Source organism: Sphingobium sp. CFD-2, assembly GCF_024611135.1.
In the GTDB taxonomy this organism is placed as follows: Bacteria; Pseudomonadota; Alphaproteobacteria; order Sphingomonadales; family Sphingomonadaceae; genus Sphingobium; species Sphingobium fuliginis.
In genome coordinates this window covers 3,242,249-3,268,457 of sequence record NZ_CP084405.1, presented here as the reverse complement: position 1 = coordinate 3,268,457, position 26,209 = coordinate 3,242,249, and the positions used below count along the sequence as shown (strand labels likewise).

The window sequence follows — 26,209 nt, the reverse complement described above, 5'->3', positions numbered from 1 at the left end:
TCTCTTAAATGCAACATTTTGTCGGATCGCCCTTTAATCGGTTCAACCTCTTCCTCAGCTTGGCGTTCAAAGTCTGTGCAAGTTTGAGGAGAAGCATTTTGACGGGTCTGAAATCAATCATTCTGAAAAGCGGCATGGCTTCGATCGCGCTGGCGGTCGCAGGCCCGGCGCTGGCGCAGGGCGCTGCCGCTCCCGCCGCCCCGGCTGCTCCAGCGGCGGCGGGCGCGAGCACGTTCAGCGATGCGGAGATCAAGCAGTTCGCCGCCGCTGCGGTCGAGGTGACGAAGATCCAGCAGGATACGTCCATCGCGGAAGCCGACAAGCAGCCCAAGATGCTGGCCGCGCTTCAGGCGTCCGGCATCCCGCCGGAAAAGTTCAACCAGATCGGCCAGGCGGCTGCGGCTGACCCCGCGCTCCAGCAGAAGATCCAGGCGGCGGCTCCGTCCGCGCCCGCCGCTCCGGCGGCGCCTGCGGCCGGTGCGGCTCCGGCTTCGCCGGCCGCGCCGCCCGCCCAGTAAGCGCGGCGTTGGAAGCATCATTGCATTGGGAGAGGTCATCGGCCTAAGCAGCGGCCATGACCTCTCCCGTCTGGCACCCTTTTTTCCAGCATGGCTTGAACGAGCCGATCCCCCTCGTCCGCCGGGCCGAGGGGGCTTTTCTGCATCTGGCCGACGGCGGCACGCTGATCGACTGCATTTCAAGCTGGTGGGTCACGACCCACGGCCATTGCCATCCCCGGATCGCCGCGGCGATCGCCGGGCAGGCCGGGCGGCTCGACCAGCTGATCTTCGCCGGCTACACCCATGAACCAGCGGAGGAGGTGGCGCGCGGGCTGATCGAACTGGCCCCCAGGGCCGCGGATCGCGACCCCCTCGCTCATGTCTTCTTCTCGGACAGCGGCTCCACGGCGGTCGAAGTGGCGCTGAAAATGGCGCTTGGCTACTGGCACAACCGGGCGCTGGACGGCCTTTCCGACCCGCGCCACCGCATCCTCGTCCTCCAGCACAGCTATCATGGCGACACCATCGGCGCCATGTCGGTGGGGGAACGCGGGGTCTATAACGCCGCCTGGTCGCCGCTGCTGTTCGATGTGGACACGATCCCCTTTCCCCATGAGGGCAAGGAACAGGCGACGCTCGACGCGCTGGAGGTCGCCTGCGCGCAAAGGCCGGCCGCCTTCATCGTCGAACCGCTGATCCTGGGGGCAGGGGGGATGCTGATCTACCCGCCTTCCGTCCTGCGGGACATGGCGGCGATCTGCGCGCGCCACGACGTCCTTTTCATCGCGGACGAGGTGATGACCGGCTGGGGCCGCACCGGCACCCTTTTCGCCTGCGATCAGGCCGGCGTGGTGCCGGACATCATGGCCGTGGCGAAGGGCATCACCGGCGGCGCGATCCCGCTCGCCGCGACGCTCGCCACGCCGCGCATCTTCGACGCGCACAGGTCCACCGACCGCGCCCGCCTTTTCTACCATTCCAGCAGCTATACGGCCAACGCCATCGCCTGCGCGGCCGCCGCCGCCAATCTCGCCATCTGGCGGGAGGAGGATGTGCTTGGCCGCATCGCGACTCTCGGCCAGGCCATGGCGGATCGACTCGAAGAACTCGGCGCGCATCCCGCCTTTGCCAAAGCTCGCCAGCTGGGCGCCATCGCCGCCATCGACCTGATCACGCCGGACGCCGGCTATCTGTCCGACGTCGCGCCGCGCCTGCGCGCCTTTGCCCATGAAAACGGCCTCTTGCTGCGGCCGCTGGGAAACACCATCTATCTGATGCCGCCCTATTGCCTTGACGCAGATCAGCTCGATCACGTCTTCGCGGTGCTTCAAAAAGCCGGTGAAAAGTTCGGACGTCCCGCCTGACTTTCTTTTTCCGCATTTTGGCGCTATGGCGGCGCGATTTTTCGGCTTTCCAGGATATTATGGCAAAAGAAGAACTGCTTGAAATGCGCGGACAGGTTGTGGAGCTTCTCCCCAACGCCATGTTCCGCGTGCGGCTTGAAAATGATCACGAGATCCTCGGCCACACTGCCGGCAAGATGCGCAAGAATCGCATCCGCGTGCTGGTGGGGGACGAAGTGCTGGTCGAACTGACCCCCTACGACCTGACCAAGGGTCGGATCACCTACCGCTTCAAATAAGCCGCCTCACGCATGCGGCTCATCCTTGCTTCGGCTTCTCCCAGACGGTGTGAACTTCTGGGTCAGATCGGCGCGTCTCCGGACGCGGTGGACCCGGCCGACCTCGACGAAACACCCCGGAAGGGCGAACTTCCCGCCGCCTACGCCGCCCGCGTCGCCGCCGAAAAGGGCGCGCTGGTGGCAGGGCGTCACCCCGGCGCCTTGGTCCTGTCTGGCGACACGGTGGTCGCCGCCGGTCGCCGCATCCTGCCCAAGACGGAAACGGAAGCCGAAGCGCGCGAGTGCCTCCAACTCCTGTCCGGCCGCCGCCATCGCGTCTTCAGCGCAATCACCCTGATCGATGCGGAGGGCAAGGCCCGCCACCGCCTCTCGACCAATATCGTCACGTTCAAACGGCTCGATCGCCCCGAAATCGAAGCCTATATCGCTTCTGAAGAATGGCGCGGCAAGGCGGGCGGCTATGCGATACAGGGCCGCGCCGCCGGACTCATCCGCGCCATCCAGGGCAGCCACAGCGCGATCATGGGTCTGCCCCTCTACGAAACCCGCGCGCTGCTCAAGGCAGCGGGCTATCCACTGGACTAACCACACATGGCCGAATGGCTCTATGAAGAAGGCATTGGCGAGGCCCGCGCCGCGCTGATCGAAAAGGGCCGGCTGGTCGAAGCGCAGATCGAGCGGGAAAGTGACGCCGCCCGCGCCGGTGCGGTCATGCAGGGCAAGCTGATCCGCACCGTCATCCCGAAGAAGCGCGGCATCGCCCGCCTGATCTCCGGCGAAGAGGTTCTGGTGGAACCCATCCCCCCGAAGATCGCGGAGGGCGCGACAATCCTCCTCGAAATCCTGCGCGAAGCCATCCCGGAGGAAGGGCGCGCCAAGCTCGCCAAGGCGCGCATCGCCCAGCCCGGCTCCAAGGCGCATCCCGCCCCCAGCCTGCTCCAGCGCCTGCGCGCCACCGGCCTGCCCATCATCCCCTGCCCCGCGCATGAGGAAGACCGCTTCGAAGCCCATGGCTGGAGCGAACTGATGGAAGAGGCGATTTCCGGCGAGATCGGCACGGAGGAAGCGGCGCTGCGCATCTTCCCCACGCCCGCGATGATCCTGATCGACGTCGACGGCTCCCTGCCCCCGGCCAAGCTCGGCCCCAAGGGCGCGAAGCTGGCGGCGCAGGCGATCCGCCGCATGGGCCTGACCGGCTCGATCGGCATCGACCTGCCGACGATGAACAACAAGGACGAGCGCGCCGTCGCCTCCGCCCAGATCGACAAATATCTGCCGCTCCCCTTCGAGCGCACGGCGGTCAACGGCTTCGGCTTCGTCCAGATCATCCGCCGCCGGGAACGCATGAACCTCATGGAACTGCTCCGCGCCGACCCGGTCGAGACGGCGGCCCTGGCGCTGCTGCGCCGCGCCGAGCGCCACGGCAATGGCGGCCCCGCGACGATCACGGCAGCGCCTGCGATCATCGACCGCCTGCACAAGGCGACCGACTGGATCGAACAGCTCGCCAAACGCCGCGGCGGCGTGATCGGCTTGAAGGCGGACGCGGCGCTGACCATATCGGCTGGCCATGTCTCCTAAAGCCTCCTCCTGCCCGATCTGCGGCCAGCCCTCGCACCCCGAAACCCGCCCTTTCTGCGGAAAGGCCTGCCGCGATCGCGACCTTCTGCAATGGCTGGGCGAGGGCTACCGCGTCCCCGGCGCACCTGCTTCGGACGAGATGAAAAAAAGTGACGAAGATGGGGTAGACAGCACCCCGGCCTGATGCCTATAGGCACGCCTCACCAAACGACAGGTGGTCCTCACCGTCGCCCGTGCCCGGGTAGCTCAGTTGGTAGAGCATGCGACTGAAAATCGCAGTGTCGGCGGTTCGACTCCGTCCCCGGGCACCATTTCCCCTATATTCCATAGGCCTATGACCGTCGGGAATGACGGTATATATTTGGCCGGCTTGCGGTATATCGTCCACTGCCATCCGGGTGATAGCTCCGCGAAGATACTGGCGCACCCGTTCAAGCCACGCGCTTATTTAGGCTTTGGGAAAATCTGCATCACAGACAGATCAGGAAAAATGGTGCTGCCGGCGAGGATTGAACTCGCGACCTCAGCCTTACCAAGGATGCGCTCTACCACTGAGCTACGGCAGCACTATTTTCAGTTCCATCCGGCTTATCGCGCCGGCGGAGCCGGGCCTATGGCTGCCTCCTCGCGCCATGTCAAGGCGGCTTGCGGCAGAAGATGCAATTTGATTATGGGCGGGCCATGACAAACGGTCAGGACGAACGGAAAGAGCGCTTGGCGCAGGCGTTGCGGGACAATCTGCGTCGCCGCAAGGCACAGTCCCGCGAATCGCGCGACGCGGAAACCCCCCGGCGCCCCGACGGCGCCAAGGGGTAATTCCGATCCGTTACAGCGGGGCGCAGGCCCCCTTCAGCCATTCGAGCGCACCGCCCTCCAATTGCGGGCCGACGATTTCCAGCACCCGGGCGTGATAGGCATCCAGCCACGCGCGCTCCTCGTCCGTCAGCAACTCCGTCGCGATCGCATTCCGGTCGATAGGCGCGTAGGTCAGCGTTTCGAAGCCCAGCATCTCCCGCTCCGCTCCCGGCACGTCGCGGGGTTCGACCAGCACCAGATTCTCGATGCGGATGCCATATTCGCCGGTCTTGTAATAGCCCGGCTCGTTGGAAAGGATCATCCCCGCCTGAAGCGCTTCGTCCCCGCCGCCGAAGGTCGCGATCCGCTGCGGCCCTTCGTGCACCGACAGGAAGCTGCCGACGCCATGGCCGGTGCCATGGGCATAATCCAGCCCTTCCGCCCAAAGGAACTGACGCGCCAGCACGTCGAGCTGCCCGCCCCGCGTCCCCTTGGGAAACTGCGCGCGGGCAAGGGCGATATGTCCCTTCAGCACCAGCGTGAAGCGGCGCTTCATCTCCTGCGTCGGTGTGCCGATGGCGACGGTGCGGGTCACGTCGGTCGTGCCGTCGCGATATTGCCCGCCCGAATCGACCAGATAGAAGCTGCCCGTCTCGATCGGCCGGTTCGTCTTCTCCTCCACCCTGTAATGCACCACCGCGCCATTGGGGCCCGCGCCCGAAATGGTGTCGAAGGACAGGTCCTCCAGCAGCCCGGTCTCCTTGCGGAACGCCTCCAGCTTCGCCGCCGCGCCCAGTTCGTCGACGCCGCCCTTGGGCGCCTCGGTCGCGATCCAGTGCAGGAAACGGCTGAGCGCCGCGCCGTCCCGCGCCTGCGCCGCCTTGTGCCCGGCGATCTCGACAGGGTTCTTCACCGCCTTGGGCAGCACCGCCGGATCGCGCAACGCCAGCACATGCGCGCCGCCGGCCTCCAGGCCCGTGAAGATCGCCGCCACCGCCCGTTCGGGATCGGCGGCGACCGTCTTGCCCGCAAAGCCCGCCAGCGCATCCGCGAACGCCGCGCGGTCATGCACCCGCACCGCATTGCCCAGATGCTTCACCACCGCTTCGTCGATCTTCTCCGGCGCGACATAGAGGTCCGCGGTCGCATCGGCATGGACGATGGCATAGGCGAGCGCGACCGGCGTCCGCTCCACATCCTTGCCCCGGATGTTGAAGGTCCAGGCCAGCGAATCGAGTGCGGACAGTACCGCCGCATCGGCATGCTTCGCCACCAGCCAGTCGGCCATGGCCTGCCGCTTCTCCGCCGCCGACTGCCCGGCATAGCGGTCCTCATGCACCACCAGCTTGGCGTCGCTGGGCGCGGGGCGGTCGGGCCATATGGCGTCGACCGGATTGGTGTCCACCGCCACCAGTTCCGCGCCGCGTTCGGCCAAGGCCTCGCTCGCGGCCTTCACCCAGGCGCGCGTATGCAGCCAGGGATCATAGCCGATCCGTCCGCCGACCGGCGCATGCTCGCCCAGCCACGCTGCGACGGAGGTCTGCGGCACGCTCTCATATTGCCAGTGCGCGCCATCCACCTGCTCGCGCACCTGCAAGGTATAGCGGCCGTCCACGAAAATCGCGGCCTCCTCCGGCAGCACCGCCGCGCTGCCCGCCGATCCCTGGAAACCGGTCAGCCAGGCCAGCCGCTGCGCATAGGCGCCGACATATTCGCTCATATGCTCATCGGTCAGCGGCACGACAAAGCCATGCAATTCATCGCGCACCAGTTGGGCGCGCAGGGCTTTCAGCCGGTCTTCATAGCTAGACATCAAATTTCCCTTGGACTTGCCGGCCCTCTTGCGCAGGGCCTATGGCCGCCAACATAAGCAGACCAGCACAGTTTCGCCAGATCAGGACATTGAATGACCGTTCCCGCCCAAGTCCCTGCCGCCGCCCGCCGCCCGTACAGCTTCACCCGTCACGGCATCACCGTGCAGGACCCCTATGCCTGGCTGCGCGATCCCGGCTATCCGGAGGTGAAGGACAGGGACGTGCTCTCCTATCTGGAGGAGGAGAATGGCTTCTTCGAGGCCGCGATGCAGCCGCACAATGCGCTGACCGACCGCCTGTTCGAGGAGATGAAGGGCCGCATCAAGGAAGATGACAGCTCGGTCCCGCAGAAGGACGGCGACTATATCTACTGGCGCGCGTTCGAGGTCGGCGCCCAATATCGCAAATGGTATCGCAGGCCCGTGGCCGCCCGGGACGACGGCGCCGAGGATCAGCTCATCCTGGACGAACCCGCGCTGGCGGAGGGGCATGACTATTTCCGCCTCGGCGCCCTGTCGGTCAGCCCGGACGGCCGCTACCTCGCCTATGCCATCGACAATAATGGCTCCGAACGGTTCGAGGCGCGGATCAAGGACCTCTTCACCGGCGAAATCCTGCCGGAGGTGATCCCCGATACCCTATCCTCGCTGGTCTGGACGAGCGACAGCAGGGGACTGCTCTACGGCATCGCCAATGAACAATGGCGCACCGACAATGCCCGCCTCCACTGGCTGGGCCAGCCGGTGGAAAGCGACGTCGAACTCTTCCATGAGGATGATGAGGGCTTCCGCGTCTCGGTCGGCCTCACCTCATCCGAAAAATGGATCGTGATCGCGACCGGCGACCATGTGACCAGCGAGGTCTGGCTGCTCCCCGCCGACAATCCCGCCGCCCAGCCGCTGCTCGTCGCCCCGCGCAAGCCGGGCCGCGAATATGAGGTGGATGAGCATGAGGGCACGCTCTACATCCGCACCAACGACACGCATCCCAATTTCCGGTTGGTGAAGGCGTCGCTGGAAAATCCCGGCGACTGGGCCGAAGTGATCGCCCCGGACGCGCATTTCTACCTGACCGACTTCACGCTGTTCAAGGGCTTCTACGTCACGGAGGGGCGGCAGGACGGCCTCGACCAGATCGAACTGCGCGACTATGCGACCCACAGCGCCAGGCGCATTCCCTTCCCGGAGGCGAGCTATTCGGCGTCGCTGGACGATAATCCCGAATATGATGTGACGAAGCTGCGCATCGGCTATGAATCGATGGTCACGCCCGACACCATCTACGACTATCACCTCGCCACCGGTGAGCTGGAAGTGCTGAAGGTGCAGGAGATTCCCTCCGGCTATGATGCGATCCGCTACGCGACCGAGCGTCTCATGATCCCGGCCCGCGACGGCACGCCGATCCCGGTGTCGATCGTCTATCCCAGGGATCTGCCCCGCGACGGCAGCGCGCCGCTGCACCTCTATGGCTATGGCGCCTATGGCATTGCGATGGAGCCGGGCTTTTCCACCAGCCGCCTGTCGCTGCTGGACCGGGGCTTCGCCTTTGCGCTGGCCCATATCCGGGGCGGCGACGACCTCGGCCAGCAATGGTATCTGGACGGCAAGCTCGACAAGCGCACCAACACCTTCACCGATTTCGTGGACGTGGCCAAGGGGCTGATCGAGCGTGGCTACACCTCGAAGGGGCGGATCAGCATTTCCGGCGGATCGGCGGGCGGCGAACTGATGGGGGCAGTCATCAATTCGGACCCCGACCTGTGGGGCGCGGTGGTGGCGCATGTGCCCTTCGTGGACGTGCTCAACACCATGCTGGACGAAACGCTGCCGCTGACGCCGGGCGAATGGCCCGAATGGGGCAATCCGATCGAGGACAAGGCGGCGTTCGAGACGATCCTGTCCTACGATCCCTACAGCAATGTCAGCGCCCAGGCCTATCCGCCGCTGATGGTGACGGCGGGCCTCAACGACCCGCGCGTGACCTATTGGGAACCGGCCAAATGGGTGGCGAAGCTGCGCGCCACCAAGACGGACGGCAATATCCTGCTCCTGAAAACCAACATGGGCGCGGGGCATGGCGGCAAGTCGGGCCGCTTCGAAAGCCTCCACGAAACGGCGGAGGAATTCGCCTTCATCCTCTGGCAATTGGGCATAGACGAGGCATGAAGGCGCCCGCCTCTCCTCCGTTCGCTCTGAGCTTGTCGAAGGGGCTCTCTTTTCTCGAAAAAGGAAGGGGCTTCGGCAGGCTCAGCCCGAACGGAGCGAGAGGATAATGCCCTCCACCTACACCACCCAATTCACCGCCGGTCCCGGGCATATCGACATTCTGGGCCATGTGAACAACGCTGTCTGGGTGCAGTGGATGGAGCAGGTCGCCACCGAGCATTGGACCCGCGACGCCGCGCCGGAGCATCTGGACGCCTATGTCTGGGTCGTGACCCGGCATGAGATCGACTATCGCGGCAATGTCCGGGAAGGCGAAACCGTCACCGCCCGCACGTGGATTCCCGAAGGCCCGCGCGGCGCCCGTTTCGACCGGCACATGGAATTTACCGGCCCGGACGGCAAGGTGAAGGTCGCGGCCAAGTCCACCTGGGCGATCATCGACCGTGAAACGGGCCGCATCCTCCGGGTTCCTCCCGAAGTCGCGGCCCGCTTCCTGACCTCCTGACGGCCTCCAACCCATGTCCGTCATCCCCGCGCAGGCGGGGATCCATCTCCCGGCATAAGGTGCGGACGCAAGGCCGAGGTGTCGCTTACGCCACCCGCTTTCCCTCTTCCCGCGTCTTCCACAGCGACCAGCCCACCCCCGCGCCGATCAGCGCGAAGGTGACGCCGAGGCTGAGGACCGGCGGAAACTTGTCGCCGCCTAGCAGGAAGTCCGCCACGAAGATCTTCGCTCCGATGAACACCAGGATCGCGGCCAGCGCATATTTCAGATAGTGGAAGCGGTGCACCATCGCCGCCAGCGCGAAATACAGCGCCCGCAGGCCCAATATCGCCATCACGTTCGACGTATAGACGATGAACGTGTCCGTCGTGATCGCGAAGATCGCGGGCACGCTGTCCACCGCGAACACCAGGTCCGCGAAATTGATCACCACCAGCGCCAGCAGCAGGGGCGTCGCCGCCGTCACCGCCCGGCCGGTCTTCGGATCGGTCATGCGCGCCAGGAAATGCTCGCCATGCAGCTCCGGCGTCACCCGCATATGGCGGGAAATGAAGCGGATCGCCGGATTGTTGCCGACGTCCATCGGCTTGTCCCCGGTGAACATCATCCTGATGCCGGTGAAGATCAGGAAGGCGGCGAACAGGTACAGCACCCAATAGGCCTGGTGCAGCAGCATGGCTCCGCCCGCGATCATCAGGCCGCGCAGCACGATCACGCCGATGATGCCCCAAAGCAGCGCGCGATACTGATATTTCGCCGGAATGGCGAAAGTGGAGAAGATCAGGCTGATGACGAAGACATTGTCGATGGACAGCGCCTTCTCGATGAAGAAGCCGGTGAAATATTGCATGCCCGGCTCAGGCCCGCGGACGAACCAGACCCAGAGGCCGAATGCGCAGGCGATGCTGATGTAGAAGACGGAAAGTTTCAGGCTCTCCCTGATGCCGATTTCCTTGTTCTCCTTGTGCAGGAAACCAAGGTCGAAGGCGGTCAGCGCCACGACGATGGCGAAAAAGGCGAGCCAGAACCAGGCGGGCGTCCCCAGCCAGTCCGTGACGAGAAATTCCATGGGATATGCTCCTCTCGTTCAACGACAAAGGTCGATCGGAGAAATCCGCTGCCATGAATGGGGGAGGGGGTGAGCCAGACCGCCATGCGCATCGGAGAGTCCGATGCGGTCCGACATCACGCGCTGGGAAAAGCGCGCCAGAGGGGCCCGGTCCGCGAGGGGGGAGGATAAAGGGTGAGGCGGCAAAAATCAACCGGCCTGAGGTGGAGGGGGTAGGTTTTGGCCAATCCAAGACATTCCCCTCCCGTAAACGGGAGGGGTTAGGGGTGGGCGCGAGCGTAGCGAGCTTCCAGCTTAGCCGTTGAAAATTCACGCTGATGTCGCGCCAGTCCACCCCCTAGCCCCCTCCCGCCTGCGGGAGGGGGAATGTCCGCAATCCACCCGACTCAGCCGTCACCCTCTCCCGCCAGGCCCTTCCACCACCTCGAACACATCCTCTATCTTCGGCTCGATCCCCGGCTCGACCGGCATATCGTCCCGCTCGGTCGCCTGCCGCGCCCACATTGCCGCATAAAGCCCGTCCGCCCGCACCAGATCGCCATGCCGCCCGCGCTCGACCACGCGGCCCTTCTCCATGACGATGATCTCATCGGCATCGACCACGGTGGAAAGCCGGTGCGCCACGATCAGCGTCGTGCGCTTGCGGGCGATGCTGCGCAGCACGTCCTGAATCTCCGTCTCGGTCCGGCTGTCGAGCGCGCTGGTCGCTTCGTCCAGCACCAGCACCGGCGGGTCCTTCAGCAACGTCCGCGCAATCGCCACCCGCTGCTTTTCGCCGCCGGACAGCTTCAATCCCCGCTCGCCCACCCGCGTCTCATAGCCTTGCGGCAGGCCCATGATGAAATCATGGATCGATGCAGCCTTTGCCGCCGCCTCGATCTCTTCCTGCGTCGCGCCCTCGCGCCCATAGCCGATATTATAGCCGACCGTATCGTTGAACAGCACCATGTCCTGCGGCACGATGCCGATCGAGGCGCGCAGCGACTGCTGCGTCACCGCCGATATGTCCTGCCCGTCGATGCTGATCCGCCCACCCTGTATGTCGTAGAAACGGAACAGCAGCCGCGCGATGGTGGACTTGCCCGCGCCCGAAGGCCCCACAATCGCCAATGTCCTGCCGGCAGGCACGGTGAAGCTCACCCCGTGCAATATCTCCCGCTCCGGATCATAGCCGAAATGCACATGGTCGAAGCGCACCTCGCCCGCCTCCACATGCAGCATCGGGGCGTCCGGCGCGTCGCCGATCTCCGCCTGCGTGTCGATCAGCCTGTACATCGCCTCCATGTCGATCAGCCCCTGGCGGATGGTGCGATAGACCATGCCCAACAGGTCGAGCGGCCGGAAAAGCTGGCTCAGCAGCGTGTTCACCAGCACCACGTCGCCGGTGGAGAACTGACCCCGGCTCCACCCCCAGACGGTATAGCCCATCGCCCCCGCCATCATCAGGTTGGTGATCAGCGACTGGCCGATGTTCAGCCAGGCAAGGCTGTTTTCCGACTTCACCGCCGCGTCGGCATACCGCCGCATCGCCTTGCCGTAACGGGTGGCTTCGCGCTCCTCCGCGCCGAAATATTTGACCGTCTCGAAATTCAGCAGGCTATCGACGGCATGGGCGACCGCATTGGTGTCCATGTCCACCATGTCGCGGCGAAGCTGGTTGCGCCATTCGGTGATGGTCCGGGTGAACCAGATATAGAGCGCCACCATGACCAGCGTCGCCGCGACCAGCCCGGCTCCGAACTTCACGAAGAAGATCACGCACACCGCCGCCAGTTCCAGCACCGTCGGCGCGATGTTGAAGAGGAGGAAATAGAGCATCGTATCGATGCTCTTGGTGCCGCGCTCGACGATCTTGGTGACGGCGCCGGTACGCCGGTCGAGATGGAAGCGCAGCGACAGCCGGTGCAGGTGGACGAACACATCGTCGGCCAGCCGCCGTCCGGCTTCCTGCCCGACCCGCTCGAAAATGGCGTTGCGCAGATTGTCGAACAGCACGCTGCCGAAGCGCGCGCCCGCATAGGCGACGACCAAGGCGATGGCGAGGCCCGCGCCGGATTCCATTCCCGGCGCCATGAGGTCGATCGCGCCCTTATAGGCGAAGGGCATGGCAAGGCTGACGACCTTCGCCACCAGCACCAGCGCCATGGCGATGGCGACGCGCCGCCGCAGGGCCGGAGCGTCGGCGGGCCAGAGATAGGGAAAGAAGCGCCGCATCGTCGCCCAGACGGGCGGCAGAGGCGAATTGTCGGGTGTGGATGGCGGCATGGGGGTTATGTAATGGGGAAGCCTTCACCTCACAATAAGCCCCTCCCCTTCAGGGGAGGGGTTGGGTGGGGGATCTCCCCAAGCGCTGACGGTGGAGGCGCGCCCCCACCCCCAACCCCTCCCCTGAAGGGGAGGGGAGTGAGGCAGCCTTCAATCCCGCAGCAGCTCGTTGATCCCGGTCTTCGACCGCGTTTGCGCGTCGACCCGCTTCACGATCACCGCGCAATAAAGGCTCGGCCCCGGCGTCCCGTCGGGCAGGGGCTTGCCGGGCAGCGAGCCGGGCACGACCACCGAATAGGGCGGCACTTCGCCGATGAACACTTCGCCCGTGGCGCGGTCGATGATCTTGGTGGACATGCCGATGAACACGCCCATCGACAGCACCGAACCCTTGCCGATGCGCACGCCCTCCACGACTTCGGACCGGGCGCCGATGAAGCAGTCATCCTCGATGATGACCGGATCGGCCTGCAACGGCTCCAGCACGCCGCCGATGCCGACGCCGCCCGACAGATGGACATTCTTGCCGATCTGGGCGCAGCTTCCCACCGTCACCCAGGTGTCGACCATCGTGCCCTCATCGACGAAGGCGCCGATATTGACGAAGCTCGGCATCAGGATCACATTCTTGGCGATATGCGCGCCCGCGCGGGCGAACGACCCCGGCACCGCGCGGAAACCGGCGGCGCGAAAGGCCGCCTCGTCCCAACCCGCGAACTTGCTCGGCACCTTGTCCCACCAGTGGCCCGCGCCCGGCCCGTTGTCGATCATGACATTGTCGTTGAGGCGGAAGGACAGCAGCACCGCCTTCTTCGCCCATTGATTGACCTGCCAGCCTTCAGCGGCCGGCTCCGCCACGCGCAGTTCGCCCTTGTCCAGCAGGGCAAGCGCCCTGTCCACCGCCTGACGGACCTCGCCCTGCGTCTGGAGATTGACATTGGCCCGGTCCTCCCAGGCGGCGTCGATGGTCGCGATCAGTTCGTTGCTCATGGCTGCTCCCCAAAAATATCCGCCAGAAACGGCGTCAGATGGTCGGTTTCGAAGTCGATGAAGTCGGGATGATGCTCGTGATTGCCCGCCTCGGACCCGTTATTGACCCAGATGGTGGTCATGCCGATCGCCTTGGCCGGGCGCAGGTTGCGCGCCATATCCTCGAAAAAGGCGGCGCGGCCCGGCTCCACATGGTGCATCCGGCACAGTTCGGCATAGCCCGACGGATCGGGCTTGGGCACATATTGGCAGGCATGGATGTCGTGGATCAGCTCAAATGCGCCGGTCAGGCCCAGCTTGTCGAGCACCCGCGTCGCATAGGCGCCGTCGCCATTGGTGAAGATCAGCCGCCGCCCCGGCAGCGCCGCGATATGGGCGTTCAGCGCCTCGTCCACCTCCAGCCGGTCCATGGAAATGTCGTGGACATAGTCCAGAAAGGCGTGCGGCTCGATCCCATGATGGTGCATCAGGCCGGACAGGGTGGTGCCATGCTCCAGGAAATAGCGCTTCTGCGTTTCCTTCGCGACGACCGGATCGCAGCCGAGCAGGCCCTGGATGAACTCGCCCATCTTCACGTCGATCAGCGCGAAAAGGTCCGCCTTCGCCGGGTAGAGCGTGTTGTCCAGATCGAAGATCCAGGTGTCGACATGGGCGAGATCGGCGCGCATGGCCGGGCCCTAGTCCCGTGCGGCGGGCAGGGCAAGGGCCATGGCCTACTTCCCGACAGCCAATCCCGACCGCGCTCCTGCGCGCGCAGGAGCGCGACGCGCATCACCCGCAGCCCGGCGCTTCCGAATCCTGGTAAAAGCTCTGCACCGCTTTCCACGCTTCCTCGGCCGTTTCCACCCAGGTCAGCAGGTTGAGGTCCGACGGAGAGATCACGCCTTCGTCCGCCAGCGCCTCGAAATCCACCACGCGCGTCCAGAATTCGCGCCCGAACAGCAGGATCGGGATCGGCTTCATCTTGCCGGTCTGGATCAGCGTCAGCAGTTCGAACATCTCGTCGAACGTGCCGAAGCCGCCGGGGAACACCGCCAGCGCCCGCGCCCGCAGCAGGAAATGCATCTTGCGCAGCGCGAAATAGTGGAACTGGAAGCTCAGCTCCGGCGTGACGAAGCGGTTGGGCGCCTGTTCATGGGGCAGCACGATGTTCATGCCGATGGTGGCGGCGCCCACATCGTCGGCGCCGCGATTGGCCGCCTCCATGATCGAGGGGCCGCCGCCCGAGCAGACGACGAAATGGCGGCATCCCGCCTCGTTCACCGGATATTGCGCCGCGATCCGGGCCAGCTTGCGCGCCTCGTCATAATAGCGCGCCTTTTTGCCCAGATTTTCCGCGATCCGCCGCTGTTCGGGCGTGGTCGCGGCGTCGATGCGCGCCTGCGCCTGCTCCGGTTCGGGAATGCGCGCCGATCCGTAGAAGACGAAGGTCGATTCGATCTTCGCCTCGTCCATCAGCAATTGGGGTTTCAGCAATTCCAGCTGGAACCGCACCGGCCGCAAATCCTCCCGCAGCAGGAATTCGGTGTCCTGAAAGGCCAGGCGGTAGGCGGCGCTGCTGGTCTGCGGTGTTTCCACCCCCTTGCGGGCGTCGGCGGCTTCCTGACGGGCGGGGCGGAATTTGCGTTCTTCGATTTCTTTTCTGGTCATTTTCACCAAGGTAGGCGGCCAAGGCGGCAAAGCCAAGGCGGTTAAGATTAAATGCCGTTAAGTTCGGCCCGCTTCTTCTGCCCGCCCAGCGGCCAAAGCCGCCGCGTTTCTGTTGCGCTCAGCGGCAAAAGCCGCCGCATGCCTGTTTCCGCTCAGCGGCAAAAGCCGCCCCGTTCCCGCTTCCGCTTAGCGGCAAAAGCCGCCGCGGCCGCCCATGTCGAAGTGAAAATGGTCGTGATGGGCGGCGTTGTAATCGGGGCTCAGCACCGTGCGGAACCGCTTGCAGGCGCTGGCGTGGATGATCTCCAGAAACTGGCGGACGCGCCGGTCGCCGTTCCAGTCGTTCTGGATGGTGATGCGCCGCCCGTCGCTCAGCACGAATCCCGACACGTCGACCGCATTGCTGTGGGCATGTTCGCTCAGCTTGCCGCTGCCCGCGATCGGCCGGCAATTATAGGTGCCGAACGTCTCGATCTTCTCGACCTCCGCCCCCAGGATCAACCGGGCGGCAGGCTGCACGCCGAAGCGGGCCCAGGCCGCGAAATTGGCCGCCAGATTGCAGGTCATCGCCCCCAGATTGGTCGCGGGCACGCCGATGTCGAGCAGCTTGACGCTGCCATAGGCGCTGCACCCGCCGCCGAAATTCTGGTCCGGAAGGGGCGTGAAGAGGACGGATTGCGATTGCAGCTTCGCCATGCACTGCCGCACTTCCATGGGCGGCGGGGCGGCTGGCCGGGCGGTCTTAGCGGGCCTTGCCGGGCGCTCCACCCGGCCGCGCGGGACGAGGTCGCCGCCGCAGCCTACCAGCGTCAGCGCGGCAGCCGCTGCGGCCGCCAGCGCCAGGCCGCGAAAAATCGCTTTCCCCCTAACCCGCTCGATCATGACGGGACCATTTACCACGTCCGGCTGGCCCAAGGGTTAACGGCATGCTCGGTTCATCGCGTCCAGACATTCAACTTGACTCTTTGGCCGGAGACTTTAGGGCGGCCAGCGGGCCACGCGGTCCCAACGCCGCGCGTGCTCTCTGTAAGGAGACGCATTACATGACTGACCTGACTGCCGTTGACGCCACCCTTGCGCCTGCTGAAAAGCCCGCCAACCGTCCGGCCAAGAAACCCGAGCGCCCCTATTTCTCTTCCGGTCCCTGCGCCAAGCCTCCGGGCTGGAGCGCCGACAAGCTGAGCGCCGACTCCCTCGGCCGCTCGCACCGCGCCAAGATCGGCAAGACCCGCCTCGCTTATTGCATCGACCTGATGCGCGAGCTGCTGAACCTGCCTGAAACCCACCGCATCGGCATCGTCCCCGGTTCCGACACCGGCGCCTTCGAAATGGCGATGTGGACGATGCTGGGCGCCCGCCCGGTGACGACGCTCGCCTGGGAAAGCTTCGGCGAAGGCTGGGTGACGGACGCCGCCAAGCAGTTGAAGCTCGATCCGACGATCATCCGCGCCGACTATGGCCAATTGCCCGACCTGAACGGTGTGAACTTCGCGCATGACGTGCTGTTCACCTGGAACGGCACCACCTCCGGCGTGCGCGTGCCGAATGCCGACTGGATTCCGGCCGACCGCGAAGGTCTGACCTTCGCCGACGCCACCAGCGCGGTCTTCGCCTATGAGATCGACTGGACCAAGATCGACGTCGCCACCTTCTCCTGGCAGAAGGTGCTGGGCGGCGAGGGCGGTCATGGCGTGCTGATCCTCGGTCCCCGCGCCGTGGAACGCCTGGAAACCCACACCCCCGCCTGGCCGCTGCCCAAGGTCTTCCGCCTGATGGCGAAGGGCAAGCTGGCCGAGGGCGTCTTCAAGGGCGAGACGATCAACACCCCCTCCATGCTGGCGGTCGAGGATGCGATCTTCGCGCTGGAATGGGGCAAGTCGATCGGCGGCCTTTCCGGGCTGATCGCGCGCAGCAACGCCAATGCGGCGGCGCTGAACAGGATCGTCGAGGAACGCGACTGGCTTGGCCATCTCGCCGCCGATCCCGCCTCCCGCTCGACCACCAGCGTCTGCCTGACCGTCGAGGGCGCGGATGAAGCCTTCATCAAGAGCTTCGCGGCCCTGCTGGAGAAGGAAGGCGCCGCCTATGACGTCGCGGGCTATCGCGACGCCCCGGCGGGCCTGCGCATCTGGTGCGGCGCGACGGTCGAGACCGCCGACATCGAAGCGCTGGGGCCTTGGCTCGACTGGGCCTACGCCACCGTCAAGGCTGCTTGATCTCTATTTGAAGCCGTCATTCCCGCGCAGGCGGGAACCCATCTCCTGAACGTCCCGCTTGACGCTTCTTATGGGATATGGGTCCCCGCTTCCGCGGGGATGACGGGCATATTTCCAAAGGAAACACAGATGCCCAAGGTACTTATCAGCGACAAGATGGACCCCCGCGCCGCCGCGATCTTCCGGGAGCGCGGCGTGGAAGTCGACGAAATCACCGGTAAGACCCCGGACGAGCTGAAGGCGATCATCGGCCAGTATGACGGCCTCGCCATCCGCAGCTCGACCAAGGTGACGAAGGACATTCTCGACCACGCCACCAATCTGAAGGTCATCGGCCGCGCCGGCATCGGCGTCGACAATGTCGACATCCCGGCCGCCTCGTCCAAGGGCGTGATCGTCATGAACACGCCGTTCGGCAATTCCATCACCACCGCCGAACACGCCATCGCGCTGATGTTCGCACTGGCCCGCCAGTTGCCCGAAGCCAATGCCCAGACCCAGCAGGGCCTGTGGCCGAAGAACGGCTTCATGGGCGTGGAAGTCACCGGCAAGACGCTGGGCCTGATCGGCGCGGGCAATATCGGCTCCATCGTCGCCAGCCGCGCCCTGGGCCTCAAGATGAAGGTCGTCGCCTTCGACCCCTTCCTGACCCCGGAACGCGCCGTCGAAATGGGCGTGGAAAAGGCCGATCTGGACACGCTGCTGGCGAAGGCGGACTTCATTACCCTGCACACGCCGCTGACCGACCAGACCCGCAACATCCTGAGCAAGGAAAATCTGGCCAAGACGAAGAAGGGCGTGCGCATCATCAACTGCGCGCGCGGCGGCCTGATCGACGAAGCCGCGCTCAAGGAAGCGCTGGATTCGGGCCATGTCGCTGGCGCCGCGCTCGACGTGTTCGTGACCGAGCCGGCGAAGGAATCGCCGCTGTTCGGCACGCCGAACTTCATCTGCACCCCGCATCTGGGCGCGTCGACCGACGAAGCGCAGGTCAATGTCGCGCTCCAGGTGGCGGAACAGCTCAGCGACTATCTGCTCGACGGCGGCATCACCAATGCGCTGAACGTGCCCAGCCTGTCGGCGGAGGAAGCGCCGAAGCTCAAGCCCTATATGGCGCTGGCTGAAGAACTGGGCAGCCTTGTGGGCCAGCTTGAGGGCGACCGCATCCAGAGCGTTTCGGTCGAGGTCGAGGGCCATGCCGCCGAACTCAACCAGAAGCCGATCACCGCCGCGGTGCTGGCCGGGCTGATGCGCGTCTATTCGGACACGGTGAACATGGTCAACGCGCCCTTCCTGGCGAAGGAACGCGGCCTCGACGTGCGCGAAGTGCGCCATGACCGTGAGGGCGACTATCAGACGCTGGTGCGCGTGACCGTGAAGACCGAAGGCGGCGACAAATCCGTCGCCGGCACCCTGTTCGGCAATGCGCAGGCGCGCCTGGTCGAACTGTTCGGGATCAAGGTCGAGGCGGATCTTGCGGGGCACATGCTCTACATCGTCAACCAGGACGCGCCGGGCTTCATCGGCCGCCTGGGCTCCACTCTGGGCGAGGCGAACGTCAACATCGGCACCTTCCACCTTGGCCGCCGCAACCAGGGCGGTGAAGCCGTGCTGCTGCTGTCGGTCGACGGCGTGGTCAATGAAACCGTCCTCAACGACATCTGCAAGCTGGCAGGCGTCAAGACGGTGAAGCTCCTCCGCTTCGCCTGACACGGTTCGGGCCTGACACGGTTCGGGCCTGACACGGTTCGGGCCTGATATGGTTCGGGCTGGCCTTGCGCGCATAATCCGCTAAAGGCCAGCCCATGACCACGATCCCGCCCGGCCTTCTTCCCGAAGGACTTTCCGACCGCCTGCCGCCGCAGGCAGAGGCTTCCGCGCGTCTTGCGCGCCGCGTGCTCGATACCGTCGCCGCCCATGGCTATGAGCGGGTGATGCCGCCGATCGCGGAGTTCGAGGATTCGCTGGTCGGCCGCCTGAAATCGATGAAGGCGCAGGATCTTGTCCGCGCCATCGATCCCGTATCCCAGCGCAGCCTGGCGCTGCGTCCGGACATGACCGCGCAGGTGGGCCGCATCGCCGCCACCCGGCTGGCTACCGCACCGCGTCCGCTGCGCCTGTCCTATGCCGGGCCGGTGATCCGCCTGCGCGCGAATCAGCTTCGTCCGGAACGGGAGCGCTTCCAGGTCGGCGCCGAACTTATCGGCAGCGACAGCGTCGCCGCGGCCGTGGAGATCGTGAACGTCGCCATCGAAGCGCTGCAGGCGGCGGGCGTCACCGGCATCACCATCGACTTCACCTTGCCGGACCTGATCGACACGCTGGCCGCCGGTCCGCTGCCTCTCGCCCCGGAAGAGATAGAAGCCGTCCGCGCCGAGCTGGACGCCAAGGATGCGGGCGCGCTCGCGGCGATCAGCCCGGCCGCCGCTGCCTATCTGCCGCTGATAGAGGGCACCGGCCCCTTCCACGCGGCGATGGAGCGTCTGGAAGCGCTCAACGCGGAACTGGGCGGCGCCATCGACAGCCGGATCGCCGGCCTGCGCGCCATTGCCAGGCCCATCGGCTGGGACATCACCCTGACGCTCGATCCCACCGAGCGGCATGGCTTCGAATATCAGAACTGGTTCGGCTTCTCGATCTTCGCGGACGGCTTCACCGGAGAGATCGGCCGGGGCGGCAGCTATGCGATCATCCGCGCCGACGGGTCGGAGGAACCGGCCATGGGCTTCTCCCTCTATCCCGATCCGTTGATCGATGCGGGCTTCGGCGGCCAATCCCCCAAGCGCCTGTTCCTGCCGCTGCACCATGACGCGGCGCGCGCGGCGCAGTTGCGCGCCGAAGGCTGGCAGACCATCGCCGCGCTGACGGGTGAGGAGAATGGCGAAACGCTGCGCTGCTCCCACTGGCTCGACGGCGCAGAACCCCGGCCTTACTGACCGAAGCGGCGGCTTAGATATTGGTCGACGATGGCGGTTCCGGGATAACCGGGATCGCCCATCGCCCGGTTGATCTGCATATGCCCGCGCAGGCCCCGGCCCGCCAGCGCAGTCATCTCCACCGGCGTTCCCGCCTTGCGCAGCGCCGCCGCCAGCGCCTCCGACTGCGCCGTGCCGTCCGCGCGGTCGACATGCAGGATCAGGAAGCCGGGCGCATTGGGTTGCCCGGCGTGCAACGTCGGCGACAGCGCCTTCTGCCGCGCCGGATCGGTGCCGAAGGCCTGTTCATAGGTGCCCGCCATGAAACGCCCGCCCTCCGCCATTTGCCTGCCGACATCATAGGCCGCGCCGTCCAGCAGGATCACCCCACGCACGGCATCCGGCCTCAGCCCCGCCTTGGCGAAATAGCGCATGTCCGTCCCCACCAATGCGGCCAGATGCGCACCCGCGCTATGCCCCATCAGCACGATCCGGTCCGCATCGAAGCCCAGGTCCATTGCCTTCGCTCGCAAGAAGGCCAGCGCGTCGGCCACGTCCTGCGCCTGTTGTTCCACCGTCGCGTCCGGCACCAGCCTGTAGTCGACGGAGGCGAAGGCATAGCCAAGCCCATGATAATGTTCGGCCTTGGCGGCTCCGGTGGCATTGTCCTTGCTCCCGCGTTTCCACCCGCCGCCGTGCACGAAGACGACCAGTGGCGCCTTTTGCGATTGGGCGGGCCAATAGTCCAGAACCTGCAAGCCATCCTTGCCATAGGCCATGGTCTGTCCGCCCGGCGCATTCTGCTGCCCCTCCGCCATCCGCGCCCGCCAGCGTTCGCGCAGGCCCTGCGCCTCGCTGCCCGATGCGACCAGCATCAGGGCCAGCATCGCTCCCGTCGTCAATCGCCGCATTCAACCGCCCTTTCGCGTTCCCGAGCGGAAGCTTGCCAGACCGGCCGGCCGCGTAAAGCCATCCCGCTGTATCAAAGTGTAACCCCTTCGCCTTGACGCGCCCGCCATGCCCCGCTAACGCGCGCCCCGCACAGGACGGCCATCGTCAACCGGGGCGTCCACCCTATCCCACCGGCATGCCGAGTCCCGTCGAAGGGCATGGCCGGTCCGCGCGGCGGGCGGAGGACTGTAACTGTGGCAAATGTGACCGTGATCGGCGCCCAATGGGGCGACGAAGGCAAGGGCAAGATCGTCGACTGGCTGTCGGAACGCGCCGACGTCGTCGCCCGGTTCCAGGGCGGCCACAATGCCGGCCACACGCTGGTCGTGGGCGAGAAGGTGTACAAGCTCTCCCTGCTCCCCTCCGGCATCGTGCGCGGCACGCTGTCGGTGATCGGCAATGGGGTGGTGCTGGACCCTTGGCACTTCCGCGACGAGGTCGCGAAGCTGAAGGGGCAGGGCGTGGAGATCACGCCCGACAATCTCCAGATCGCGGAAACCTGCCCGCTGATCCTGCCTTTCCACCGCGACCTGGACGGCCTGCGGGAGGATGCTTCGGGCGCGGGCAAGATCGGCACCACCCGCCGCGGCATCGGCCCGGCCTATGAGGACAAGGTCGGCCGCCGCGCCATCCGCGTCTGCGACCTCGCTCATCTGGACGATCTGGGCCCGCAACTCGACCGCCTGACCGCGCATCACGACGCGCTGCGCGCCGGGTTCAACGAAGCGCCGATCGACCGCGACGCCCTGATGGCGGAGCTGCGCGACATCGCCGGCTTCATCCTGCCCTTCGTCAAGCCCGTCTGGCTGACGCTGAACAAGGCGAAGGCGGAAGGCAGGCGCATCCTGTTCGAAGGGGCGCAGGGCACGCTGCTCGACATCGACCATGGCACCTATCCCTTCGTCACCTCGTCCAACACCGTGGCTGGCACGGCGGCGAGCGGCACCGGCCTTGGTCCATCGGGCGCGGGCTTCGTGCTGGGCATCGTCAAGGCCTATACCACCCGCGTCGGCTCCGGTCCTTTCCCGACCGAGCAGGAAAATGACGTCGGCCAGCGTCTGGGCGAACGCGGCCATGAATTCGGCACCGTCACCGGCCGCAAGCGCCGCTGCGGCTGGTTCGACGCCGTGCTGGTGCGCCAGTCGGTCGCCGTATCGGGCGTCACCGGCATCGCCCTTACCAAGCTGGACGTGCTGGACGGTTTCGAGGAACTGAAGATCTGCGTCGGCTACAGGATCGGGGACCAGAGCTTCGACTATCTGCCCGCCCATGCGCAGGACCAGGCCAAGGCGGAACCGGTCTATGAGACGATCGAAGGCTGGCAGGACACGACGGCAGGCGCCCGGAGCTGGGCCGAACTGCCTGCCCAGGCGATCAAATATATCCGCCGGATCGAGGAACTGATCGGCTGCCCGGTCACGCTCGTCTCCACCAGCCCCGAGCGCGAGGACACCATCCTCGTCCGCGATCCCTTCGCGGATTGACGTCTTTTGCGGTTTCAGCGAGGCTGAAACCGTTCGGCTCCGGCCCGCTCCCCCACCCGGCCACCCAAGGGCAGTATCACATGGGTGGCCGGGTGGGGGAGCGGGCCGGAGCGGTCACCTAGAGCGTTTTCCAAGCAGATGGAATCATCTGCTGACTCGGAAAACGCGACAAAACAAAAACTTAGAGCAGTCGAGCCGATGCAATCGGATCGGAATCTGCTCTAGAAGGAAATCCGATGGCCGGCGACCGCTTCGAGCGTCACAAGCAACCCTGGACGGCGGACGAGCTGCAAAAGCTCCACACGCTGGCGAAGAAGGGCATGGCGCTGAAAGCCATCGCCAAGGCTCTGACCCGAAGCGAGGAATCCGTGAAGGCCCGCGCCAAGCAGGATGGGCTGAACATCGCGAAGTTGCGTTAATTCAGCCAAGGACGATGCCGTGTTCCCGCAAGCGCGGGCGCACGGCACGCCTTATGGCAGCAACGGGCCCGATTCAACGCAGCGCGCCCTAGCCCTTTTCCTCTTCCTCCACCATGTCGGGCGCCAGTTCCAGCCCGGCTCGGCCGTGCGCGGCGGTATGCGCCGGCGCCTTGGGGTGGGGCACATATTCGGGTTCCTCGACCTCCAGCATGCCTTCCCATTTGGTGATGACGGATGTGGCGATGGCATTGCCCAGCACGTTGGTCGCGGTGCGGCCCATGTCCATGAAATGGTCGACGGCCAGGATGAAGGCCACGCCCTCCACCGGCAGGTCGAACTGCCCCAGCGTCGCCGCGACCACCACCAGCGACGCGCGGGGCACGGCGGCGATGCCCTTGCTGGTCACCATCAGCACCAGCAATATGGTGATCTGCGTGGCGATCGGCAGGTCGATGCCATAGGCCTGGGCGATGAAGATCGTCGCGAAGGTCGAATACATCATCGACCCGTCCAGATTGAAGCTGTAGCCCAGCGGCAGCACGAAGCTGTAGATGCGGCGCGGCACGCCGAAGCGGTCGAGCTGCTCCAGCATCTTGGGATAGGCGGCCTCCGACGAGGCGGTGGAGAAGGCGATCAATATCGGCTCGCGCACATAGCGGATCAGCTTCACCATCCGCTTCCCCAGGAAGATCGATCCCGCCGCGAACAGCAGCAGCCAGAGCGCGATCAGCGACAGGTAGAATTCGCCCACCAGTTCGCCGAAGGTCTTGAGCACGCCCAGCCCCTCGGTCGTCACCACCGACGCCAGCGCGCCGAACACGGCGAAGGGGGCGACGCGCATGACATAGCCGGTCACCTGCAGCATCAGTTCCACCATCGCCTCGATCACGGTGACGACCGGCTTGCCCTTCTCACCGATGGCGGTCAGCGCGATGCCCACGAACAGGGAGAAGACGACGATCTGCAGGATCGAATTTTCCGCCATCGCCCCGACCATGGAGGTCGGAAAGACATGCAGGATGAAGTCGCGGAAGTTGAGCGCCTCCGTATTCACGCCCGAATCCGCGCCCGACCGGACGAGGTTCAATCCCTCGCCCGGCGCGAAGAAATTGACGAAGATGAGGCCCAGCGTCAGCGAGATCAGGCTGGCGATGATGAACCAGGCGAGCGCGCGCCCGCCGATCCGCCCCAGCGCGGCGCTGTCGCCCATATGCGCGATGCCCGCCACCAGCGTGGAGAAGACCAGGGGCGCGATGATCATCTTGATCAGATGCAGGAAGATGTCCGCCAGCAGGTGGTAATAGCCCGCCACATCCTTCGCCAGCGCCTTGTCGCCACCCACCCAGATATTGGTGGCAAAGCCCACGATCACCCCCAGAACCATGCCCGTCAGGATGAACGCCGTCAGTCGATTTCGCATCTCGTTCCTTTAACCGGCGCGTGGGCGCACCGCATTCATGGTCTGTCCCAAATGGTGGCTACACCTAACAGCCACCCGCAGCGCCCGCAATCGAAGGCGCGCGCCTGCCGTCATCGGGTTAGACGAATGAGGAATCATATTCCGCGCCCCGTCCGGCGCCGGAAAAGCAGGGCCTCAGGGGTAGAGCAGCCCCTCGCGCCAGCCGTCGCCGGTCCGTTCGAACAGGCGGCGCTCATGCAGGCGATGTTCGCGATCCTGCCAGAATTCGATTCGTTCGGGGATGAGGCGGAAGCCCGACCAATGCGGGGGACGCGGCACCGGCCCGCCCTCGAAGCGCAGGCTGACTTCCTCATATCGCGCCATGAACACGTCGCGCGATTCCAGCGGGCGCGACTGGTCGGACGCCCAGGCGCCCAACTGGCTGTCACGGCTGCGCGTCGCGAAATAGGCGTCGGCCGCGGCGTCGTCCACCGGGCCCACCGCCCCCTCGATCCGGACCTGCCGCCGCAGCGACTTCCAGTGGAACAGCAGCGCCGCATGGGGATTGGCGTGCAGCTCCTCCGCCTTGCGCCCCTCGAAATTGGTGTAGAAGACGAAGCCGTCCGGCCCATGCCCCTTCAGCAGCACCATCCGCACCGAAGGCCGCCCGCGCGCATCGGCGGTGGCCAGCGCCATGGCGTTGCTGTCGTTGATCTCGGTTTCGCGCGCCTCGACATACCAGGCATCGAACAGGACGAAGGGATCGGTCATGCGCGGTGATGTACGCCCCTCATAAAGCCATGTCGATAAGGCTTTCCCACGCTTGAACGACGCCGCGCCTTTCGCCACATAAGGCGCAAACGGTTTTTCATGCAAAAGGATATGTTGGCGGCAATGGCTGATCCCTACTCCACCCTGGGCGTCGCGCGCAGCGCGAGCGAGGCAGAGATCAAATCGGCCTATCGGAAGCTCGCCAAGGAACTGCATCCCGACAGGAACAAGGACAATCCGAAGGCGGCGGAGAAATTCTCCGCCGTCACCAGCGCCTACGACCTGCTGTCGGACAAGGACAAGCGCGCGCGCTTCGACCGGGGCGAGATCGACGGCGAGGGCAATCCGACCGCGCCCTTCGGCTTCGGCGGCGCCGGGGCGGGCGGCTTTCGGGGCCGGCCGGGTCAGGGCGGCGGGTTCGAGTTCCAGGAAGGCGGCGCCGATTTCGGGGACATATTCGAAGGCCTGTTCGGCGGCGGCGCAGGCCGCCGTGGTGCGGCGGGCGGGGGCTTTGGCGGTTTCGGCCGTGGCGCGCCGCCGCAGAAGGGGGCGAACGTCACCTATCGCCTCGCCGTCCCGTTCGTCGACGCCGCGACCCTCGCGCCCCAGCGGATCACGCTTCAGGACGGCAAGACCATCGACCTCAAGCTCCCCGCGGGGGTCGAGACGGGCACGCAGATGCGGCTTTCCGGCAAGGGGCAGCAGGGTCCCGGCGGCGCGGGCGACGCGATCGTCACCATAGAGGTGAAGCCCCACCCCTTCTTCAATCGCGACGGCGACAATGTGCTGCTCGACCTGCCCATCACCCTGGACGAGGCGGTGCAGGGCGCGAAAGTCAAGGTGCCGACGGTCGACGGCCCGGTGATGCTGGGCGTGCCGGCGGGCGCCTCCTCCGGCAAGACGCTGCGGCTGCGCGGCAGGGGCTTCACCGGCAAGACCGGCCAGCGCGGCGACCAGCTCGTCACCCTGCTGATCGACGTGCCCGCCGACGATCCGGCGATCAAGGCGCTGGTGGAAGGCTGGCGGGACAGCCGCGCCGTGCGGACCCATCTGGGCGTTTGAGGGGTTAGGGGGG

The 26,209-nt window shown here is 65.7% G+C and carries 25 protein-coding genes and 2 tRNA genes; 16 read left to right on the top strand and 11 right to left on the bottom strand.

Annotated features, from left to right (window positions below; translation table 11 throughout):
• Positions 1–134: 134 nt before the first annotated feature.
• From LDB29_RS16155 to LDB29_RS16125, 7 genes are all read left to right on the top strand, one after another.
• Complete coding sequence (locus tag LDB29_RS16155) at positions 135–518, top strand: hypothetical protein (RefSeq protein WP_373278244.1); 384 nt, start codon at positions 135–137, stop codon at positions 516–518.
• Between the two features lie 56 nt (positions 519–574).
• Entirely contained in the window at positions 575–1,864 is a 1,290-nt protein-coding gene (locus tag LDB29_RS16150; protein ID WP_025549757.1) for an adenosylmethionine--8-amino-7-oxononanoate transaminase, read from the top strand.
• 59 nt (positions 1,865–1,923) lie between these two features.
• Positions 1,924–2,142, top strand: a complete 219-nt coding sequence (gene infA / locus LDB29_RS16145) for a translation initiation factor IF-1 (protein WP_003049127.1) — start codon at positions 1,924–1,926, stop codon at positions 2,140–2,142.
• Positions 2,143–2,154: 12 nt separating this feature from the next.
• Positions 2,155–2,727: a nucleoside triphosphate pyrophosphatase gene (locus LDB29_RS16140; RefSeq protein WP_025549758.1), complete on the top strand. Its 573-nt coding sequence runs from the start codon at positions 2,155–2,157 to the stop codon at positions 2,725–2,727.
• A gap of 6 nt (positions 2,728–2,733) precedes the next feature.
• Positions 2,734–3,723, top strand: a complete 990-nt coding sequence (locus tag LDB29_RS16135; RefSeq protein WP_025549759.1) for a hypothetical protein — start codon at positions 2,734–2,736, stop codon at positions 3,721–3,723.
• Positions 3,713–3,907: a DNA gyrase inhibitor YacG gene (locus LDB29_RS16130; RefSeq protein WP_076605773.1), complete on the top strand. Its 195-nt coding sequence runs from the start codon at positions 3,713–3,715 to the stop codon at positions 3,905–3,907. Before LDB29_RS16135 ends, LDB29_RS16130 begins: the two co-directional genes overlap by 11 nt.
• 51 nt (positions 3,908–3,958) lie before the next feature.
• Positions 3,959–4,034 (top strand) — tRNA-Phe (locus LDB29_RS16125).
• A 180-nt stretch (positions 4,035–4,214) separates the two neighbouring features.
• On the opposite strand, the gene LDB29_RS16120 is transcribed toward LDB29_RS16125, so the two are convergent.
• Positions 4,215–4,289: transfer RNA gene (locus LDB29_RS16120), tRNA-Thr, on the bottom strand.
• A gap of 115 nt (positions 4,290–4,404) precedes the next feature.
• On the opposite strand from LDB29_RS16120, the gene LDB29_RS16115 reads away from it, so the two are divergent.
• The gene (locus LDB29_RS16115; protein ID WP_255309048.1) at positions 4,405–4,539 is read left to right on the top strand and encodes a hypothetical protein; all 135 of its coding nucleotides are present in this window, start codon (positions 4,405–4,407) and stop codon (positions 4,537–4,539) included.
• A 10-nt stretch (positions 4,540–4,549) separates the two neighbouring features.
• Here the strand turns inward: LDB29_RS16115 and LDB29_RS16110 are convergent, their stop codons facing one another.
• A complete protein-coding gene (locus LDB29_RS16110) occupies positions 4,550–6,331 on the bottom strand; it encodes an aminopeptidase P family protein (protein WP_025549768.1) in 1,782 nt (593 codons plus the stop codon).
• 93 nt (positions 6,332–6,424) lie between these two features.
• Between LDB29_RS16110 and LDB29_RS16105 the strand changes: the two genes are divergently transcribed.
• Both LDB29_RS16105 and LDB29_RS16100 read left to right on the top strand, forming a co-directional pair.
• Positions 6,425–8,500: a S9 family peptidase gene (locus LDB29_RS16105; protein WP_025549769.1), complete on the top strand. Its 2,076-nt coding sequence runs from the start codon at positions 6,425–6,427 to the stop codon at positions 8,498–8,500.
• A 106-nt stretch (positions 8,501–8,606) separates the two neighbouring features.
• Complete coding sequence (locus tag LDB29_RS16100; RefSeq protein WP_025549770.1) at positions 8,607–9,005, top strand: thioesterase family protein; 399 nt, start codon at positions 8,607–8,609, stop codon at positions 9,003–9,005.
• Between the two features lie 85 nt (positions 9,006–9,090).
• On the opposite strand, the gene LDB29_RS16095 is transcribed toward LDB29_RS16100, so the two are convergent.
• From LDB29_RS16095 to LDB29_RS16070, 6 genes are all read right to left on the bottom strand, one after another.
• Positions 9,091–10,074, bottom strand: a complete 984-nt coding sequence (locus LDB29_RS16095) for a TerC family protein (RefSeq protein WP_025549771.1) — start codon at positions 10,072–10,074, stop codon at positions 9,091–9,093.
• A gap of 393 nt (positions 10,075–10,467) precedes the next feature.
• Positions 10,468–12,339, bottom strand: a complete 1,872-nt coding sequence (locus LDB29_RS16090; RefSeq protein WP_257554801.1) for an ABC transporter ATP-binding protein/permease — start codon at positions 12,337–12,339, stop codon at positions 10,468–10,470.
• 150 nt (positions 12,340–12,489) lie between these two features.
• Positions 12,490–13,329, bottom strand: coding sequence for a 2,3,4,5-tetrahydropyridine-2,6-dicarboxylate N-succinyltransferase (gene dapD / locus LDB29_RS16085; RefSeq protein ID WP_193666674.1), 840 nt, complete (start codon positions 13,327–13,329; stop codon positions 12,490–12,492).
• Complete coding sequence (locus LDB29_RS16080; protein WP_025551838.1) at positions 13,326–13,997, bottom strand: pyrimidine 5'-nucleotidase; 672 nt, start codon at positions 13,995–13,997, stop codon at positions 13,326–13,328. Before LDB29_RS16080 ends, dapD begins: the two co-directional genes overlap by 4 nt.
• 103 nt (positions 13,998–14,100) lie before the next feature.
• A complete protein-coding gene (locus LDB29_RS16075) occupies positions 14,101–14,979 on the bottom strand; it encodes an LOG family protein (RefSeq protein WP_025551839.1) in 879 nt (292 codons plus the stop codon).
• Between the two features lie 186 nt (positions 14,980–15,165).
• Positions 15,166–15,861 carry an extensin family protein gene (locus LDB29_RS16070; RefSeq protein ID WP_025551840.1) on the bottom strand — a complete coding sequence of 232 codons (696 nt, stop codon included), beginning with the start codon at positions 15,859–15,861 and terminating at the stop codon, positions 15,166–15,168.
• A gap of 161 nt (positions 15,862–16,022) precedes the next feature.
• Between LDB29_RS16070 and LDB29_RS16065 the strand changes: the two genes are divergently transcribed.
• From LDB29_RS16065 to LDB29_RS16055, 3 genes are all read left to right on the top strand, one after another.
• Positions 16,023–17,195: a phosphoserine transaminase gene (locus tag LDB29_RS16065; RefSeq protein ID WP_025551842.1), complete on the top strand. Its 1,173-nt coding sequence runs from the start codon at positions 16,023–16,025 to the stop codon at positions 17,193–17,195.
• 129 nt (positions 17,196–17,324) lie between these two features.
• Positions 17,325–18,905 (top strand): phosphoglycerate dehydrogenase, encoded by a 1,581-nt coding sequence (gene serA, locus LDB29_RS16060; protein WP_025551844.1) that lies wholly within the window; start codon positions 17,325–17,327, stop codon positions 18,903–18,905.
• 95 nt (positions 18,906–19,000) lie between these two features.
• A complete protein-coding gene (locus LDB29_RS16055; protein WP_025551846.1) occupies positions 19,001–20,131 on the top strand; it encodes an ATP phosphoribosyltransferase regulatory subunit in 1,131 nt (376 codons plus the stop codon).
• Here the strand turns inward: LDB29_RS16055 and LDB29_RS16050 are convergent.
• Positions 20,125–20,928 carry an alpha/beta hydrolase gene (locus LDB29_RS16050; RefSeq protein WP_244968684.1) on the bottom strand — a complete coding sequence of 268 codons (804 nt, stop codon included), beginning with the start codon at positions 20,926–20,928 and terminating at the stop codon, positions 20,125–20,127. The two genes, LDB29_RS16055 and LDB29_RS16050, sit on opposite strands and share 7 nt — an antisense overlap.
• A 327-nt stretch (positions 20,929–21,255) precedes the next feature.
• On the opposite strand from LDB29_RS16050, the gene LDB29_RS16045 reads away from it, so the two are divergent.
• Entirely contained in the window at positions 21,256–22,545 is a 1,290-nt protein-coding gene (locus LDB29_RS16045; RefSeq protein WP_044661237.1) for an adenylosuccinate synthase, read from the top strand.
• Between the two features lie 236 nt (positions 22,546–22,781).
• The gene (locus LDB29_RS16040; RefSeq protein WP_007685461.1) at positions 22,782–22,964 is read left to right on the top strand and encodes a hypothetical protein; all 183 of its coding nucleotides are present in this window, start codon (positions 22,782–22,784) and stop codon (positions 22,962–22,964) included.
• An 88-nt stretch (positions 22,965–23,052) separates the two neighbouring features.
• On the opposite strand, the gene LDB29_RS16035 is transcribed toward LDB29_RS16040, so the two are convergent.
• The gene (locus LDB29_RS16035; protein WP_025552151.1) at positions 23,053–24,384 is read right to left on the bottom strand and encodes a dicarboxylate/amino acid:cation symporter; all 1,332 of its coding nucleotides are present in this window, start codon (positions 24,382–24,384) and stop codon (positions 23,053–23,055) included.
• Between the two features lie 174 nt (positions 24,385–24,558).
• Positions 24,559–25,134, bottom strand: coding sequence for a pyridoxamine 5'-phosphate oxidase (gene pdxH / locus LDB29_RS16030; protein ID WP_025552150.1), 576 nt, complete (start codon positions 25,132–25,134; stop codon positions 24,559–24,561).
• A 123-nt stretch (positions 25,135–25,257) separates the two neighbouring features.
• On the opposite strand from pdxH, the gene LDB29_RS16025 reads away from it, so the two are divergent.
• On the top strand, positions 25,258–26,196 hold the full coding sequence (locus LDB29_RS16025) for a DnaJ C-terminal domain-containing protein (protein ID WP_025552149.1): 939 nt from the start codon (positions 25,258–25,260) through the stop codon (positions 26,194–26,196).
• Positions 26,197–26,209: the final 13 nt, after the last annotated feature.